At 68.7% G+C, this 16610-nt stretch carries 16 protein-coding genes and 1 tRNA gene; 5 read left to right on the top strand and 12 right to left on the bottom strand.

Features of this window, described 5'->3' with window-relative positions; all coding sequences use genetic code 11:
* Window positions 1-23 precede the first annotated feature (23 nt).
* The 3 genes from H4F99_RS10540 to mtnC are packed head-to-tail and all read left to right on the top strand — an operon-like array spanning window position 24 to window position 1923.
* Window positions 24-656 carry a methylthioribulose 1-phosphate dehydratase gene (locus H4F99_RS10540; RefSeq protein WP_182669717.1) on the top strand — a complete coding sequence of 211 codons (633 nt, stop codon included), beginning with the start codon at window positions 24-26 and terminating at the stop codon, window positions 654-656.
* Window positions 653-1213 carry a 1,2-dihydroxy-3-keto-5-methylthiopentene dioxygenase gene (locus H4F99_RS10545; protein WP_182669718.1) on the top strand — a complete coding sequence of 187 codons (561 nt, stop codon included), beginning with the start codon at window positions 653-655 and terminating at the stop codon, window positions 1211-1213. Before H4F99_RS10540 ends, H4F99_RS10545 begins: the two co-directional genes overlap by 4 nt.
* Window positions 1210-1923 (top strand): acireductone synthase, encoded by a 714-nt coding sequence (gene mtnC / locus H4F99_RS10550; RefSeq protein WP_182669719.1) that lies wholly within the window; start codon window positions 1210-1212, stop codon window positions 1921-1923. Before H4F99_RS10545 ends, mtnC begins: the two co-directional genes overlap by 4 nt.
* A 19-nt stretch (window positions 1924-1942) precedes the next feature.
* On the opposite strand, the gene H4F99_RS10555 is transcribed toward mtnC, so the two are convergent.
* From H4F99_RS10555 to H4F99_RS10600, 10 genes are read right to left on the bottom strand one after another with little or no spacing between them, the layout of a single operon-like run.
* Window positions 1943-3514: a calcineurin-like phosphoesterase C-terminal domain-containing protein gene (locus H4F99_RS10555; RefSeq protein ID WP_182669720.1), complete on the bottom strand. Its 1572-nt coding sequence runs from the start codon at window positions 3512-3514 to the stop codon at window positions 1943-1945.
* 48 nt (window positions 3515-3562) lie between these two features.
* Window positions 3563-4168 carry a bifunctional phosphoribosyl-AMP cyclohydrolase/phosphoribosyl-ATP diphosphatase HisIE gene (gene hisIE, locus H4F99_RS10560; protein ID WP_182669721.1) on the bottom strand — a complete coding sequence of 202 codons (606 nt, stop codon included), beginning with the start codon at window positions 4166-4168 and terminating at the stop codon, window positions 3563-3565.
* On the bottom strand, window positions 4158-4934 hold the full coding sequence (gene hisF, locus H4F99_RS10565; RefSeq protein WP_182669722.1) for an imidazole glycerol phosphate synthase subunit HisF: 777 nt from the start codon (window positions 4932-4934) through the stop codon (window positions 4158-4160). The genes hisIE and hisF overlap by 11 nt, the downstream gene beginning before the upstream one ends.
* Entirely contained in the window at window positions 4928-5677 is a 750-nt protein-coding gene (gene hisA, locus H4F99_RS10570; RefSeq protein ID WP_182669723.1) for a 1-(5-phosphoribosyl)-5-[(5-phosphoribosylamino)methylideneamino]imidazole-4-carboxamide isomerase, read from the bottom strand. The genes hisF and hisA overlap by 7 nt, the downstream gene beginning before the upstream one ends.
* On the bottom strand, window positions 5674-6273 hold the full coding sequence (gene hisH / locus H4F99_RS10575) for an imidazole glycerol phosphate synthase subunit HisH (protein ID WP_425488017.1): 600 nt from the start codon (window positions 6271-6273) through the stop codon (window positions 5674-5676). The genes hisA and hisH overlap by 4 nt, the downstream gene beginning before the upstream one ends.
* The gene (gene hisB, locus H4F99_RS10580) at window positions 6273-7346 is read right to left on the bottom strand and encodes a bifunctional histidinol-phosphatase/imidazoleglycerol-phosphate dehydratase HisB (RefSeq protein ID WP_182669875.1); all 1074 of its coding nucleotides are present in this window, start codon (window positions 7344-7346) and stop codon (window positions 6273-6275) included. The genes hisH and hisB overlap by 1 nt, the downstream gene beginning before the upstream one ends.
* A gap of 5 nt (window positions 7347-7351) precedes the next feature.
* Window positions 7352-8446 carry a histidinol-phosphate transaminase gene (gene hisC / locus H4F99_RS10585; RefSeq protein WP_182669725.1) on the bottom strand — a complete coding sequence of 365 codons (1095 nt, stop codon included), beginning with the start codon at window positions 8444-8446 and terminating at the stop codon, window positions 7352-7354.
* Complete coding sequence (gene hisD, locus H4F99_RS10590; RefSeq protein WP_182669726.1) at window positions 8443-9741, bottom strand: histidinol dehydrogenase; 1299 nt, start codon at window positions 9739-9741, stop codon at window positions 8443-8445. Before hisD ends, hisC begins: the two co-directional genes overlap by 4 nt.
* Entirely contained in the window at window positions 9738-10652 is a 915-nt protein-coding gene (gene hisG / locus H4F99_RS10595) for an ATP phosphoribosyltransferase (RefSeq protein ID WP_182669727.1), read from the bottom strand. Before hisG ends, hisD begins: the two co-directional genes overlap by 4 nt.
* Complete coding sequence (locus H4F99_RS10600; protein WP_182669728.1) at window positions 10649-10972, bottom strand: YerC/YecD family TrpR-related protein; 324 nt, start codon at window positions 10970-10972, stop codon at window positions 10649-10651. The genes hisG and H4F99_RS10600 overlap by 4 nt, the downstream gene beginning before the upstream one ends.
* A gap of 186 nt (window positions 10973-11158) precedes the next feature.
* Here H4F99_RS10600 and H4F99_RS10605 point away from each other — a divergent pair, with 186 nt between their 5' ends.
* Window positions 11159-13009 (top strand): sensor domain-containing diguanylate cyclase, encoded by a 1851-nt coding sequence (locus tag H4F99_RS10605; RefSeq protein WP_182669729.1) that lies wholly within the window; start codon window positions 11159-11161, stop codon window positions 13007-13009.
* 6 nt (window positions 13010-13015) lie between these two features.
* On the opposite strand, the gene H4F99_RS10610 is transcribed toward H4F99_RS10605, so the two are convergent.
* Window positions 13016-14911 (bottom strand): HAL/PAL/TAL family ammonia-lyase, encoded by a 1896-nt coding sequence (locus H4F99_RS10610; protein WP_182669730.1) that lies wholly within the window; start codon window positions 14909-14911, stop codon window positions 13016-13018.
* Between the two features lie 56 nt (window positions 14912-14967).
* Window positions 14968-16359: a histidine--tRNA ligase gene (gene hisS, locus H4F99_RS10615; protein WP_281369248.1), complete on the bottom strand. Its 1392-nt coding sequence runs from the start codon at window positions 16357-16359 to the stop codon at window positions 14968-14970.
* A 154-nt stretch (window positions 16360-16513) separates the two neighbouring features.
* Between hisS and H4F99_RS10620 the strand changes: the two genes are divergently transcribed.
* Window positions 16514-16590 (top strand) — tRNA-Pro (locus H4F99_RS10620).
* Window positions 16591-16610: the final 20 nt, after the last annotated feature.

Genomic DNA, 16610 nt, shown 5'->3' on the forward strand with positions numbered 1-16610 from the left:
GGCCAAGCGCGTAAAATGGGGGTATGGATACCCTTCCCTTCGATGGCGGACGCCTGTCCCGATGCGCCGACGACCTGATCGCCGGCATCCGCGTGCTCTCCGAGCGGGGCTGGACGCCCGCGACCAGCAGCAACTTCTCGATGCGCCTCGACCCCGGCCACGTGGCCATCACGGTGTCGGGCCGCGACAAGGGACGGCTGGAGCGGGACGACATCATGGTAGTGGACCTCGAGGGACGCCCCGTTGCCACCTCGCTGCGGTCCTCGGCCGAGACCCTGCTGCACACCCAGCTGTACGCGCGCTACCCGGAGATCGGCTGCGTGCTGCACACGCATTCGCTGGTGCAGACGGTCGCCTCGCGCCTGTTCGCGGGGGCCGGCCACGTGCATCTGGAGGGCTATGAGCTGCTGAAGGCCTTCCACGGCAACCACACCCATGAAATGGCCGTGGAACTGCCGGTCCTGCCGAACAGCCAGGACATGCCGGTGCTCGCGGCCCAGGTCGACGCGCTTCTGGACCGCCAGTCGATGTGGGGCTACCTGATCGACGGCCACGGCCTGTATGCCTGGGGACGCGACCTCGCCGAGGCGACACGCCACCTGGAGGCCTTCGAGTTCCTGCTGGCCTGTGAACTGGAATTGAGGAAACTGAGATGAGCCGCCTTCGCATCTTCGACGACGGGACCCCGGATGCCCCGCGCCTTTCGACCGACGACCATGCCGCGATGGCGCGCGAACTGGCCACGATCGGCGTTGCGTTCGAACAATGGGAAGCCAGCGCGCCGGTTCGGCCGGGCGACACGCCGGAAGCCATCATGGAGGCCTACCGCGCCGACATCGACCGCCTGGTCGCCGAGCGCGGATTCCGTTCCGTCGATGTCGTCAGCATCGCGCCGGACAACCCGCAGCGCGAGGCGATGCGCGGCAAGTTCCTCGACGAGCATTTCCACAAGGAAGACGAGGTGCGTTTCTTCGTCGCCGGTTCCGGGCTGTTCTCGCTGCACGTCGACGGCAAGGTCTACGAGGTCCTGTGCGAGGCCGGCGACCTGATCGCCGTGCCCGACAGCACCACGCACTGGTTCGACATGGGGCCGGAGCCCAGCTTCATCGCCATTCGCTTCTTCACCGAGCCGGACGGCTGGGTGGGCCATTTCACCGGCACCGACATCGCCCAGCGCTTCCCGCGCTACGAGAAAGGCCAGGCACTTCAATGACGCGGCCGGACCTGCCCAAGGCGATCCTGACCGACATCGAAGGGACGACCAGCAGCATTTCCTTCGTCAAGGACGTGCTCTTCCCCTATGCCCGGCGCGCGTTGCCCGGTTTCGTGCATGCCCGCGGCCAGGAGCCGGGTGTACGGCGCTGGCTCGATGCGGTCGCCACCGAGATGGGCGGCATGTGCAGCGACCGGATGATCGTGGAGGTCCTGCAGGGCTGGATCGACCAGGACCGCAAGCACACGGCGCTGAAGGCGCTGCAAGGCATGATCTGGGCCGACGGTTACCACAGTGCCGACTTCACGGCGCACATCTACGGCGACGCCGGGGACGCGCTGAAGGCCTGGCATGCGGCCGGCATCCCGCTGTACGTCTACTCCTCCGGCAGCGTCCCCGCGCAGCGCCTGTTTTTTGGCCACAGCGATGCGGGCGACCTGACGCCCCTTTTCTCGGGCTGGTTCGACACCGAGGTGGGCGGCAAGCGCGAGGCCGGCAGTTACCGGCGGATCATCGAGGCGATCGGCCAGCCCGCGGACGAGGTGCTGTTCCTCTCCGACGTGGTCGAGGAACTGGATGCCGCGCGCGATGCCGGTCTGCGCACCGTGCTGGTCGACCGGCTGCAGGACTACCCGGCGCCACGCACGGGCGAGGCCTGCCATGGTCATGCACGGGTCGAAGGTTTCGACGCGCTCGGGCTGCCGGCCTGACGGCCCGGTCCGCCGCAGCTCAGGGCGAGGCCTCGTCCAGCCGATAGGTGGTGGACGCGTGCTGTGCGCCATGCCACCGGTCGAATGCGCGGACCTCAACGCGGTGCACGCCCACCGCCAGGTCCGTCGGCAGGTTGATGCGCCACAGGTGGGTGGACGGCTTCGCCTCCGGCGCGCGGTCGTAGCCCCGCAGCCGGTCGCTCGCATCGTCCCCTGCGTTCTGCGCCACCAGCCACGGGTCCGCCACCTCCACCCGTCGCATGGCCTCCCATTCGCCTCCGTCGATGCGGTATTCGACGCGCGTCGCGGCATCGCCCATGTAGACATTGGCGAAGAGCCCGGTGCCCGGCCATGAGCCCCTTCGCAGCACCCTCGGGCCATGCAGGCGCATGGCCGCGGTGGACGCCGACGTGTCCTGCTGGCGCGAGGGTTGCCACGACAATGCGTAACGACCGTCGCCGAAGACCTGGAGCCGGGCATGGCCATTGGGGGTGCCGTCGGCCATGGTCGCATCGGGAATGCCGTCGGCATCCTTGACACCGGACCAGAAGGCCCCGCAGGCGGCCCCCACGTTGTACTCGTGCAGGGGCTCCGCGCCTTGCCAGCCACTTTCACCGTCGTGCCAGACGTGACGCTGGATGTGCCCATGCGCGGTCAGCAGCAGGACCTTCGGGAACGGGCGGAGCATCCCGAACAGCCGTGCGCGATCCCCGTGCCGGAACGTCTCCTGCCCGGGCGCCACATCGAAGAACGGGATGTGCGCGGCGAGGACCAGCAGCCGGTCCCGGCGGGCCGTCGCCAGGTAGGCCTCGAGGAACGCGAACTGGTCTTCCCGGATACCGCCGACATAGGCCGGTCGTTGGTCCGGCTGGTACACCACGTTGTCGAGGACGACGAATGAAGCCTCCGGCTCCTCCCAGGCAAGGGTGTCCGGCCCGTACTGGCCTTGGAACGTCGCAAGCGAGCCGATGTCGTGGGACGAATCGAAATCGAGGTCGTGGTTGCCGGGCGCGTGCAGCCACGGCAGGCCCAGACTCGCCGTGACGGCATTCATGGCCGGGTACAGCGAAAGGTCGTCGTGCACCACGTCGCCCAGGGTCAGCCCCAGCCCGGCACCCGCGGCTTCGCCCGACGCTCGCAGCGGGTCGACGATGTCGCGCCGATAGTAGTCGACGTCGACGGCGGACTTCGGCTGGGGATCCCCGAACACCAGGACCTCGAGCGCGGGCCGGGCAACGCCTGCAGCAGGCTGCAACCCGAACGCGGGACAGGCGCTGCCGCGGACGTCCTGCCAGTGCGCCGGCAGTCCGTCTTCACGGCGCGGCAGGTCGAACGCGGGCGGCTTGACGACGAAAACCATGCCCCCCTCGCCCACCGGAAGCCGGTACCGGCCGGAGGCGTCGGTCCGGACCAGCGTGCGCCCATCGGACACGGCGACGCCGTCCACGCCGGGCTCGTTGGGACTGCGCCGTCCGTCGCCATCGAGGTCCGAGAACACAGCGCCGGGTTCGCAGGGCGGCGTCGCGGCGCCAGCGGTGCCCGCGGCCAGGCATGTGAGGAGTCCAGCCAGACAAGGCAACAGGCGGGGCATGGCAATTCCGGTGGGTCGCGGCCCCTGATTATGCCGCGGGCGTCCGCCTCATGAGAGCCGATGGCGCTGCTTCAGCACGTCCAGCACATCCGCGATTGAGCGCTCCCTTGACCGCAACAGCACGAGCAGGTGGTAAAGAAGGTCCGCCGATTCATTGCACAGCGCGCTGTCGCTCTGCACGACCGCGGCCAGAGCGGTCTCGACGCCTTCCTCGCCGACCTTCTGCGCGATCGCACGCGTACCCGCGTCGAACAGCCTAGTGGTGTAGCTGTCTTCGGGACGCTCCTGCCGCCGCGTGTCCACCAGCGCGTCGAGCTCCGCCAGGAAGTCCGACGGGGCCGCGGGGAAGCAACTCGCGGTACCCCGGTGGCAGGTCGGTCCCTGCGGCCTCACCATCGCCAACAACGTGTCGCTGTCGCAGTCGGCCTCCAGCGACACCAGGTCGAGGACGTGCCCGGACTGCTCGCCTTTCATCCACAAGCGCTGCCGGCTTCGGCTGAAGAACGTCACGCGCCGCGAGGCCAGCGTCGCCTGCAGCGCGTCCCGGTTCATGTAGCCCAGCATCAATACCCGCAGGGTGGCGACGTCCTGGACGATGACCGGCAACAGCCCCCCCTGTTTATCCCAGTCCATCGCCTGGAATTCATCCTGCATCTCTCACCTCGATATCTTCTTGCCGCAGTTGCTTCTTCAACGCAGGAATCGGCACGGCCCCGGAATGGAACACGCTCGCCGCGAGCGCGCCGTCGACGTCCGCCTGCCTGAACACCTGCGCGAAATGCATCGCCTCCCCGGCGCCTCCGGATGCCACCAAGGGTACGTCGCAAAGATCGCGCACCTGGCGCAGCTGTTCGATGTCGTAGCCACCGCGCACACCGTCGCTGCCCATGCAGTTGAGCACGATCTCGCCCGCGCCGAGCCGCTGCGCTTCGCACACCCAGTCCAGCGTACGCCGGGACAGCGCACGGGTGCGCGAAGGATCGCCCGTGTACTGGCGCACCCGCCATTCGCCGTCCTCGTCGCGCAGGCTGTCGATGCCCACCACCACGCACTGCACGCCGAATGCGTCCGCCAGTTCACCGACGAGGGCCGGCCGCTCCAGCGCGGGCGTATTGACCGAGACCTTGTCGGCCCCGGCATGCAACACGTCGCGCGCGTCCGCAACGCTTCGGATGCCGCCCGCCACGCAGAACGGAATGTCGATGATCCGGGCGACCCGCTCCACCCAGTCGCGTTCGACGCGACGCCCCTGGGGGCTGGCGGTGATGTCGTAGAAGACGAGTTCGTCGGCCCCCTCGTCGCGGTACCGCATTGCCAGGGTAGCGATGTCCCCCATGTCGACATGGTCGCGGAAACGCACGCCCTTGACCACGCGGCCCTCGCGCACGTCGAGGCAGGGAATGATCCGCCGGGTCAGCATGGCGCGTACGCCCCGAGGGCTTCGACAAGGTCGAAGCGGCCTTCGAGCAGGGCCTTGCCCAGCACCGCGCCCGCGCAGCCGACGTCGTGCGCGGCATGGATGTCCTCGATCCCGCGGATTCCCCCGGACGCCTGCAGGCGCAGTGACGGCGCCACGGCGAGCACGTGCCGGTACAGGGCGAGATTGGGGCCGCGCAGGGTGCCGTCGCGTGCGATATCGGTGCACAGCAGGTGCCGGGCGCCCGCCTCCATGTAGTGCTGCAGCAAGGCGTCCAGGTCGTATCCGGCGTCCTCGGTCCATCCCGCGACCGGCAGGCGCCAGCATCCTTCCGCATCCTGCCGGGTATCCAGGGCCACGGTGAGGGACGACGCGCCGCGACGGGCGAGCCAGGCCGCCACCGCATCGGGCGACTTCACCGCCAGCGAGCCGACGACCACCCGGTCGGCACCGCAGGCGAGGATGCGGTCGACGTCGTCCATCGCACGAACGCCCCCGCCGGTCTGCACCTTCAGGTGCGTGCAGCCCTTGATCGATTCGAGCAGCGCACCCAACGTATAGCCGCCGTTGCGCGCGGCATCCAGGTCGACGAGGTGCAACCACTCGGCTCCGGCATCGGCGTAGCGCCGCGCGGCTTCCAGTGGATCGATCGGATAGCGGGTTTCGCGTTCGTAGTCGCCCTGGTGCAGGCGCACCACGCGCCCTCCGCGCACATCGATCGCGGGATACAGCCGGTAAGCCGTCATGCGAGTTCCATTCCGATGAAGTTGCGCAGGATCCGCGCCCCAACCGACGCCGAACGCTCCGGATGGAACTGCGCTCCGAAGCAACGGCCGCGTCCCACCACCGCGGCGAAACGCTCGCCATGTTCGCTGGTCGCCAGTGCGTCCACAGTGACCGGCGCGGCGAAGCTGTGCACGAAGTAGGCATACGCCCCCTCCGCCACACCCGCCAGCAAGGGCGACTCCTGCTGTTTGCGAAGCGCGTTCCACCCCATGTGGGGCACCCGGATTCCCGGGCCGCCCTGCAGTTTCCGGACCCTGCCGGGCAGCAGCCCGAGACAGGCCACGTCGCCCTCGTCGGAGTGATCGAACAACAGCTGCATGCCCAGGCAGATGCCCAGCATCGGCTGCTGCAGCGAGCGGATCACCTCCACCAGCCCATGCTCCTGCAACCGCGCCATGGCGGTCGCGGCCGCCCCCACGCCAGGCAGGATGACGCGCTCGGCCTGCCGGATCTCGCTGGCGTCCGCCGTCAAAGCCGCGTCGATACCCAGCCGCTCCAGGGCATAGATCACCGAGCCGATGTTGGCGCCTCCCGAGTCGATCACCGCTACCCGCATCAAAGCGTCCCCTTGGTGCTGGGCAGTTCGTTGCCTTCCCGGCGGACGGCTTGCCGGAGCGCACGCGCGAGGACCTTGAAGCACGCCTCCACCTTGTGGTGGTCGTTGTCCCCCCGCACCGACAGGTTGAGGTTCATGCCCGCCGTCTCGCACAGCGAGCGGAAGAAGTGCGGCACCATCTGGGTCGCGAGCCCTCCCACGCGTTCGCTGTCGAAACGTCCCTCGAACACGAGGTACGGCCGTCCGGAGAAGTCCAGCGCGGCACTCGCGAGCGCCTCGTCCATCGGGACGGTGAACCCGTAGCGGCCGATACCCCGCTTGTCGCCGAGTGCCTCCCGCAGCGCCTGGCCAAGCGCCAGCGCGCAATCTTCCACGGTGTGGTGCTCATCGACGTGCAGATCGCCGTCGCACGTGACCTCCAATGCGAATCCACCGTGTTTTCCGATCTGCTCGAGCATGTGGTCGAAGAAACCCAGGCCCGTCGCGGCGCGGGGCTCGGCCACCTGGTCGAGATCGATGCTGACGCGGATGCGGGTCTCCCGCGTATTGCGCTCGACCACGGCGGTCCGCGGCCGGTCCACCAGCGCATGCGCGATGCCCGGCCAGTCCCACTCGCCCCCGAATTCCGCGGTCCTCAGCTGGAAGGCCCGGATGCCCAGGTTATGGGCGAAGCCGTTGTCGGTCTCGCGATCCCCCACCATGGCCGAACGGCTCCAGTCGATGCCCCGGTCCTTGAGGTATCCCATGGCGAGTCCTATCCCCGGTTTGCGCGTATCCGCCCTGTCGTCCGGGAAGCTCGTGTCGATCAGTACGTCATGGAAGTGGATGCCCTGGCTTTCCAGTACCTGCATCATCAGGGCATGGGGGCCATCGAAATCGGCCTGCGGAAACGACGGGGTGCCCAGTCCGTCCTGGTTGGTGACCATGACGAAACGGTAGCCGGCGTCGCGCAGGCGCAACATGGCCGGGATGACGCCTTCCACGAAACGCAGCTTCTCGAACCGGTCGATCTGGTGGTCCGCGGGCTCTTCTATCAGCGTACCGTCGCGATCCACGAACAGGACGGGCTGCAGGGCGCTCATGCGCGCACCGCCCGCATGCCATTGCAGGGCGCGACCAGTGCGTCCATCACCCGCCGGTTCTCCCGGGCCGTCCCCACGGTGATGCGCAGGGCGTCCTCCAGCCCCGCGACGCTACGCATGTCGCGCACCACCACCCCCGCCTCGATCAGCACGCGCCAGGCTGCCTCGGCATCGGCGAAGCGCACGAGCAGGAAGTTGGCGTCCGACGGATGCACCTGGCGCACGCCCGGCAGCCGCGACAACGCGTTGGCCATGGCGTCGCGCGCACCGCGCACCTCGAGCACCCGCGCGTTCGTCTTCTCCAGCACCCCAGGCGCCAGGGCCGCCAGCGCGGCGTCCGTGGCTGGCGCCGCCAGCGGATACGGCGCCTGGCAACGTTGCAGCACCTCCACCAGCGCCGGATCGGCCATCACCGTCCCGATGCGCGCAGCCGCCAATGCATGCGCCTTGGAGAGCGTGCGCAGCACGGCCACGTTCCGGGACTCCGCGAGCAAGGCCACGGCCGACGGGCCGCTGGCAAACTCCTGGTAGGCCTCGTCGACCACGACCACGGCCCGCGACGCCACGGCCGCGGCAAGTCGCCGCACGTCCTCGATCGGCAATGCCTGCCCGGTCGGATTGCCGGGCGAGCACAGGAACACCAGCCGGGCGTCGGAGCGTCTGACGGCCTCTTCGACCTGCTCGACATCGCAGTGGAAGCGCTCGTCCCGCGCCTGCAGGGGCGCCTCGACCAGCTGCACGCCATGCAGGCGGGCACACACGGCGTACATGCCGAACGTGGGCGGCGTCACGACGATCGCCCCCTGTCCCGGCGGGCACAAGGCCCGGACCAGCAGGTCGATGGCCTCGTCGCTGCCGCGGGTCACCAGCAGCTGTTCCGGCCGGGCGCCGTACAGTCTGGCCAACCCTGCGCGCAGCGTGTCGGGCTGGGGTTGCGGGTAGCGGTTCAGCCGCGCTGCGCCATCCCCGTCGCTCTCCCATGCCGACTCGTTCGCATTGAGCCAGACGTCGCCGGTGACGCGCGCCTTGCGAGCGGACTGGTAGCCGGCGAAGTCGCGCAGGTCGGGGCGTACGAGGTCGCGCACGCTCATGCGGCCGCCTCCAGCCTCAAGGTGACCGCACGCCGGTGCGCATCGAGCCCCTCCGCCGCGGCGATCTCCGCCGCGCAGGGCCCGATGCCGGCCAGGCCGCTACGGCTGACTTCCTGCACGGTGATGGTCTTCTGGAAGCTGGCGACATTGACGCCACTGTAGGCGCGCGCCGCCCCCGCGGTCGGCAACACGTGGTTGGTCCCGCTGCAATAGTCGCCCAGTGCCTCCGGCGCCCAGTCGCCCAGGAATACGGAGCCGGCCGCGCTCACGTCCTGCAGCCGGCCACGGGCATCCCGCAATGCCAGGATCAGGTGCTCGGGCGCATAACGATTGCTGATGGCGAATGCGTCATCGAGTGTCTCCACCCTGACCAGGGACGAAGACGCGAGTGCCTGGCGGGCCACGTCGGCACGCGGCAGGCATTCCAGCTGCCGTTCGACTTCTGCTGCGACCGCGTCGAGCAGCGGCGCGTGGTCACTGAGCAACAGTACCTGGGAGTCGGGGCCATGCTCGGCCTGTGACAACAGGTCGGCGGCCACGAAGGCGGGACGGGCACCGGCATCGGCGATCACCAGCACCTCCGAGGGACCGGCGGGCAGGTCGATCCCGACGGCTCGCGGGCCGGCCGCCACCTGCCGTTTCGCCTCCGTCACCCACCCGTTGCCCGGCCCGAACAGCTTGTCGCACGCCGGAACCGACCCGGTCCCCCGCGCCATCGCCCCGATCGCCTGCACGCCCCCGAGGGTGAACACCCGGGATATCCCGCAACGGCGCGCGGCATACAGCACGGCGGGGTCCGCCGCGCCATCGGGACGGGGGGGCGTGCACAACACCACGGTCGGGCAGCCGGCCAGCCGTGCGGGGACCCCCAGCATCAGGGCCGTGGACGGCAGCGGCGCGGTCCCGGCGGGCACGTACAGGCCGACGACATCGATCGGCCGGATCACGCGCTCGCAGAGTACGCCGGCCGCCGTTTCCACGGCGTAGGGCGTGGCCATGCCCGCCTGATGGAAGCGCTCGATTCGATCGGCCGCATCGTCGATCGCCTGTTTGAGCACGGGCGACAGCGCCGCTTCGGCGGCATCGAACGCCGCGGAATCCACTTCGAAGCTCGCCAGGTCCACCCCGTCGAAGCGGCGGGTGTAGTCGCGCAGGGCGGCGTCGCCGCGCAGCGCCACGTCGGCCAGGATCCTGGCCACGTCGTCGGCACGCCCCGGCGCTTCAAGGGCATCCGGCCGTGCGAGCACCTGTTCGCGTGCGGCCGCGTCAAGCACCGACCAGTCGACACGCCTCATGCCAGCATCCCCTCCACGGGTACCACCATCAGCCCCCGCGCGCCGGCGCGCTTGAGTTCCTCGAGCCGTTGCCAGGTGACCGCTCCGTGGCACAGCGCCTGCAAGGCGAGTCCGTCGTCGCCGTCCAGGCGCATCACCGTGGGCGACTCCGCATCGGGCAGCAGGGGAAGCAACGCCGGCACGTCGTCGCGTGCCGCCTGGAACATCAGCAACTTGCTGTTGCGCATCCGCAGCACGCCATCGAGGCGCCGTAGAAGCAGTTCCGCGAGCGCGCCACGGGCATCATCGAAGGCATGCGCGGGCCCGGCCAGCACCGCTTCGCTCTGGAGCAGCGTGGTGGCAGGCCTGAGCTGGTTCGCCGCAAGGGTCGCGCCACTCGAGACGAGGTCGCAGATCACCTCCGCCTGTCCCAGCTTCGGCGCGATCTCCACCGAACCGGACAGCTCCACCACGCCCGCTTCGATGCCCTGATCGTCGAGCCAGCGCTGCAGGATCGCGGGATAGCTGGTCGCGATGCGCAGTCCCGCCAGCTGCGGGGGACCTTGCCAGTCCCAGGTGTCCGGCACCGCGATATCCAGCCGGCAGGCCCCGAAGCCAAGGGCACGCAGCTCGGCGAACGCCGGCCCGGCGCCCGTCCGGGTGAGCGCGATGTCCTGCTCGACCAGTACGTTGCGCCCCACTACGCCAAGGTCGCAGACGCCATCGCGGATCAGGCCGGGGATGTCGTCGTCGCGTACCAGCAGCAGGTCGATGGGGAGGCTTTCGCCGTAGCAGAACAGCCGATCCCGGCTCTCCCGCCAGCTCAGGCCGCACGCGGTCAGCAGGGCACGCGCCGGCTCGGCCAAACGCCCCGACTTCTGGATCGCGATGCGCAGACGGTCCCGGCCGCCTCCGATGTTCTGCTTGCTCATGTCACGCTGTCCTCTGGAACACGGTCGCGGCTGCATTCCAGCGCCGCGTGATAACCGCCCGCCCCCCGCTCCAGGGTCCGCGCGACCCGGCCGATGGTGGTCACGCTGACGGCGGTGCGATCGTGGATCTCCCGGTACGGCACGCCCGCGGCGATCAGGGGCACCACGCGCCAGCGGTCGACCATGGCTTCCAGCTCCGCCGGCGTACACAGGTCTTCCAGGAACGCCTGTATGTCCGCCGGGCCCTGCAGCCGCCCGATAACCGTCGCCAGCCCGCCAAGCGCTGGACCGTCTTCGTCGTCGCCATGCCGTTTTTTCATGTCGGACCATTAATGTATTAATGCGCTAATACATTAGATCGCGAAGCCGGCCGGGCGTCAACCGTTACCGGCCCACCGACATCTCGCACCGCGCCAGGGCGCATCGGATCGCCGCGACGCTGGAGTAAACTGGACGCGGCGCCGTACATGCGCCCGGGGGAACTCCGTACTTCCAGGGATCAGGGCATGGGCACACGCGGCCGTCGCGCCATTCCGCTGCTGGCGTTCATCGCTTGGCTGCTCGCCAGCCTGCCCGGCCCTGCGGTCGCCATTGACACGGCCCCGCCCAGGGCGGTGCTGGACGGCAGCCGCACCACCTATCCGCTCGCTGGCCATCTTGATTACCTCCACGACGAGACGGGCACCCTCGCTTTCGACCAGGCGCGCCGCCTGCAACGCGAGGGCGCCTTCACCCCTCTCCCACCGGCCACCAGCTCGTTCGGTTTCCAGCCGGGGGCCTTCTGGTTCCATGCGCACATCACCAATGCCGCCGCGGGCGAACCACGCTGGCTCCTGGTCCAGCAGTACGCCCTGAGCGACGAGATCGAGCTCTACGTCCGCTATCCGGACGGGCGGACCGTCCATGCCGAAGGAGGCGACCACCGCAGCTTCGGATCGCGCAGCATCCGCTACCGGCATCCGAATTTCTGGCTCGATCTCCCGCGCGACACGCCGGTCGATCTGTTCTTCCGGGTCAAGAGCGAAAGCTCGATGCAGGTCCCGCTGGTCCTGTACACGCCGACGGCGTTCAGCGAGCGCTCGCGCGATGCACAGTTCGCGATTGGGCTCTACTACGGGATCCTGGTCTCGTTGTTCTTCTACAACCTCGTCCTGTGGCTGACCACGCGCGACTCCAGTTATTTCTGGTACGTGGTGCATCTCACCGCGTTCGGACTGGTGCTGTTCACCCTCAATGGGCTGGGTTTCGAATACCTGTGGCCGGAGTCCGCCTGGCTTGCCGACAAGTCGGTGCCCATTTCCATCTGCCTGTCGCAGATGGGCGTCCAGCAGTTCGCCCGCAAGTTCCTGGACCTCTCCAGCCGCTGGCGCATCGGCGACCTGATCGGCATTGCGATGATCGCCGCGTTCGCACTGCTGGGCGTGGCTTCGGCCTTCCTCCCCTATCGGATCTCGGTACCCACCGCCTCGGCGGCCGTGTTCATCAGCATCGGATGGGTGGTCACCCAGGCGATCGTGATCCTGCGGCGTGGCTACCTGCCTGCGAAGATTTTCCTGCTGGCCTGGGCCGCGTTCCTGCTGGGCACCGCGATGTTCGCCGCGGTGGCGTTCGCGCTGCTGCCCAAGACCTTCGTGACCGAATACGGTGTGCAGATCGGCTCCGCACTGGAAATGCTCCTGCTGTCGGTCGCGCTGGGTTACCGCTACGCCTCGCTGCGCAACGAGAACGAACGGATCATCCGCGACGGCAAGCAACAGCTGATGCACGAGGTGACGCAACGCACCAGCGAGCTGCAGGAGGCGCTGACGCAACTGGGCGACGCACATGCACGCCTGCGCGAATCAAGCCAGCGGGATGCGTTGACGGGGCTGCATACCCGTCGCTACTTCCATGAACGGCTGCCCGCGCTGCTGGAAAAGGCCCGGGACACCCGGGGCGCCCTTTCGTTGCTGATGATCGACATCGACTACTTCAAGGCGATCAACGACAGGCACGGCCACCTGGTGGGGGACGCCTGCCTGAGGTGGGCGGCGCGGGTGATCGGGGGGACGCTGCGGCCGCATGGCGCGCTGGTCGCGCGTTTCGGTGGGGAAGAGTTCGTGGTCGCGCTGCCGGGCCAGGACCTGGATGCCGCGGTCCGCACGGCCGAACACGTCCGTACCGCACTTTCGGCGACCCGCTGCGATGCCACCGAAGGCGGCGTGCGGATGACCACCAGCATCGGCGTGCACGAGGTCGCCTGCGAAGACGACGAAGGCCTCAACCAGGCGCTGGAACGCGCCGACCAGGCCCTGTACCGGGCCAAGTCCGACGGCCGCGACTGCGTGCGGACGCCCGGGGCACCCGCAACGTCCTGAGGGCCCTCAGGCCAACGCAGCGCGTGCGGCCGACAGCACCGTGCCCTCTTCGACCAGATGGACCGCCAGCGCCACCTCACCGTCCATCGCACGGTCCCGTTCGAGGAATGGAATCGCCTCGCGGATCGCCGCATGGGCCGCGGCCACCGCGACCCCCGGCCGGAACTCATCGGCACCGGCCAGTTCCGCGCGCAACCCCTCGGTTTCGGCCATGAACGCCGCATGCGCAGCCGCCCGTTCTCCAGGCGCACCCAGGACCTTGGCTGCCAGTGCCTCCGGCCCATTCCGGCGCGCGAGATCGCGCGCGGCGTTGATCATGTCCCTGCGCAGGTCCAGCGCCTGCGCCGCGGTATACAGCTCAAGCCCCAACACCTTCCCCAGGTCCGCCACCATGCCGAGCACATGCCGCGCTTCGTTGGCGCCCATCGATACGTGGTCCTCGGCGTTCGCGCTGGTGGGGATCGAGTAGACGGAGGCCGGCATCGCGCGGCTCGAGAGGTCGTTGACGATCGCCGCGGCGGTGTACTGCACGATCATGTGGCCGGACTCGGTCGAGTCCTCGTTGCCGATCAGGAACGCCGGCAGGCCGTCATTGGTCGCGGGATCGACCAGCTTGTTCAGCCGGCGCTCGGAGATGCTGGCCAGCACGGGGATGGAAGCCTTGACGTAGCTCATCGCCAGCGCGAGGGGCATGCCATGGAAATGCCCGGCCGAAATGACCTGTTCCTCGACATGCGGCTTGTCCGCGTCGGGGAACACAATCGGGTTGTCGGTGAGCGCGTTCAGCTCGACCTCCAGCACGCGCGCCGCCTGCGCCGCGGCATCGCGCACGGCCCCATGCACCTGCGGGATGCACCGCAGCGAGTAGCTGTCCTGCGGCTGGTGTTTCTTGCCCCCCCGGAAGGGGCGGAAGCGCTGGTAGAACTTCTCGCGACCGTGGCGCTGCTCCAGCGGCACCCAGTCCCAGCCGATGTCGAAGCGAAGGGCCTGCGATTCCGGCGTGTCCCAACTGCCGGGCTGCCAGGGCCGGAAGCGCGGCACCAGGTGATAGGGAATGTCCGAGAGCGTCGAACCCTCGAGCAGGCGGCGCAGGTGGGCCGCCACGTGCACCTGTCCCGGATGCGGGCGCAGGGCATGCACCTCCTCGGCGAAGGCCCCCAGCCGGCCCGCGAACGCGTCGAGGGTCATCGCGGCGGCGAGGTCGGCGGTATCGAGCATTTCCTCCAGCCGGTGCAGCGCCAGCACGCCGCATGCAAGCATCTGCGCCGTGCCGTTGTTCAGCGCGAGGCCTTCCTTGTAGGACAGCCGAACCGGCTCTAGCCCTGCATTCTCCAGCGCCTGTGCGCCGGGCAAGCGCTGCCCTTCGTACCAGGCCTCTCCGCCCCCGAGCAGGACGATCGCGAGGTGCGACAGCGGCGCGAGATCGCCGGACGCACCCACCGATCCCAGCTGGGGCACCACCGGCACCACTCCTGCGTTGAGCATCGCGGTGAGCGCCTGCAACACCGCCACGCGAATGCCGGAATGGCCCCGCAGCAGCGTGTTGATGCGGATGCACAACATGGCGCGCACGACCTCGGGCGCGAACGGTTCGCCCACGCAGACCGCATGGGTGATGATCAGGTTGCGCTGCAGTTCCTCGTGCAGGGTTTCGCCGGACTTCGGCTCGCCGGGCAACTGTTCGCGAAGGCGATGCGCGCCCAGCAACCGGTCGGCGTTGCTGCCGAAACCCGTCGACACGCCATAGATCGGCTCCTCGCGACGTACCTGTTCGGCCAGGAAGTCGGCGGCACGCGCCACCGCCGGCAAGCGGGTTTCATCAAGTTCGACATGGGCCCCATAGGCCACGTCCACGAGTTGCGCGCGGGTCAGCGAACGGCCATCGAGTCGGATCGGTTTCATGGTCATTTCCAGCGGTTGCGGGCGCGATCGCATGGCGACGCCGCCCAAGGTCCGGGTCAGCGTCCTGCCAGGGCGCGCGCCTGTTCGAGTTCGACCTGCAACGTGCTCGCCAACTCGTCCCGCGCGACCTCGAACTGCAGCTCCCGTTTCAGGTCCTTGACCGCGACCACGCCGCGTGCACGCTCGTCCTCACCGGCCAGCACGACGAACCGGATTCCCGCACGCGACGCATACTGGAACTGCTTGGCGAGCTTGCGCGGCTCCATCTGCACTTCCGCATTGATGCCAGCGGCACGCAGGCGGCGCGCGATGTCCAGGCCGTCGGCCAGTTCATCGGCGTCCATCAGGGCCACCAGTGCCTGCACCGTGCTCTCGGCGATGTCGATGACGCCCGCCTCGCGCAACTGCCAGAACAGGCGGGTCAGGCCGATGGAGATGCCGACCCCCGGGAGCTTCGACTTCGTGTAGTGGCTGGCCAGGTCTTCGTAGCGACCGCCCGAGCAGATTGAACCGATCCCGGGGTGCGCATCCAGCGTGGTCTCGTAGACCGTGCCGGTGTAGTAATCGAGGCCGCGCGCGATCGAGAAGTTGAGCGCGTAGTGGTCTTCCGGGACGCCCAGCGCACGCACCAGTCCCAGCACCTCGCGCAGCTCGGCGACGCCCGCCTCGAGCGCGGCATTGCCGCCACCCAGGGCCTCGAGCCGGGCCATCGCATCCGCATGCGACGACGAACGCACCTTCACGAACTCGAGGATCTGCCCGACGACGCCTGCGTCGATGCCGAAGCCCTCGCCCACCAGGGTCTCGCGGACGTGCGCCTCGCCCCGCTTGTCGAGCTTGTCCACCTCGCGCAGCACCAGCGCCTGGCGTTCGCCGTCCGCGATGCCGAGCGACTCGAAGAAACCGCGCATCAGCTTGCGGTTGTTCATCTGGATGGTGAACTTGCCGATCGCCATCTCCGAGAACACCGCGTGGATCACCGCCGGCATCTCGGCATCGAAGCGCACGCTCAGCGCGTCCTTGCCGATCACGTCGATGTCGCACTGGTAGAACTCGCGGAAGCGGCCACGCTGGGCACGCTCGCCGCGGTATACGCGCTGCATCTGGTAGCGGCGGAAAGGGAACGCGAGCGCGTGCTCGTGCTCCGCCACGTAGCGGGCCAGCGGCACCGTGAGGTCGAAACGCAGGGCCTGCTCGGGGCGGCCTGCATTGTCTTTCTCCAGGGCCCCGGTGGACTGGACGAAATAGACCTGCCGTTCCGTCTCGCCGCCCGACTTGGTCAACAGCACCTCCGACAGCTCCATCACCGGCGTCTCGACCGGCAGGAAACCGAAGCGCTCGAAGTTGCGTCGGATCAGGTCCAGCAGGCGCTGGAAGGCGATCTGCTCGGGCGGCAGCAGCTCCATCACACCGGGCGGGGTGCGAGGCTTGATCGGGGCGTGGGCCAAGGCCGGACTCCTGTCGGATGCGGGCCCGGGACGGGCCGAATGACGTGGCCGCACAGTTTAACGGTTGGCGGGCACGCGCCCTACCCCGCCAGAAAAAGTTCAGCCGGGCCGCTTGCCTGCCACCCGGCTCATCGATACAATGTCGCGCTCCCGTCGGGGTGTAGCTCAGCCTGGTAGAGCGCTACGTTCGGGACGTAGAAGTCGCAGGTTCAAATCCTGTCTCCCCGACCAAATGGATCCACGAAGAAGCC

The organism is Marilutibacter penaei, from assembly GCF_014145395.1.
GTDB lineage: Bacteria > Pseudomonadota > Gammaproteobacteria > Xanthomonadales > Xanthomonadaceae > Marilutibacter > Marilutibacter penaei.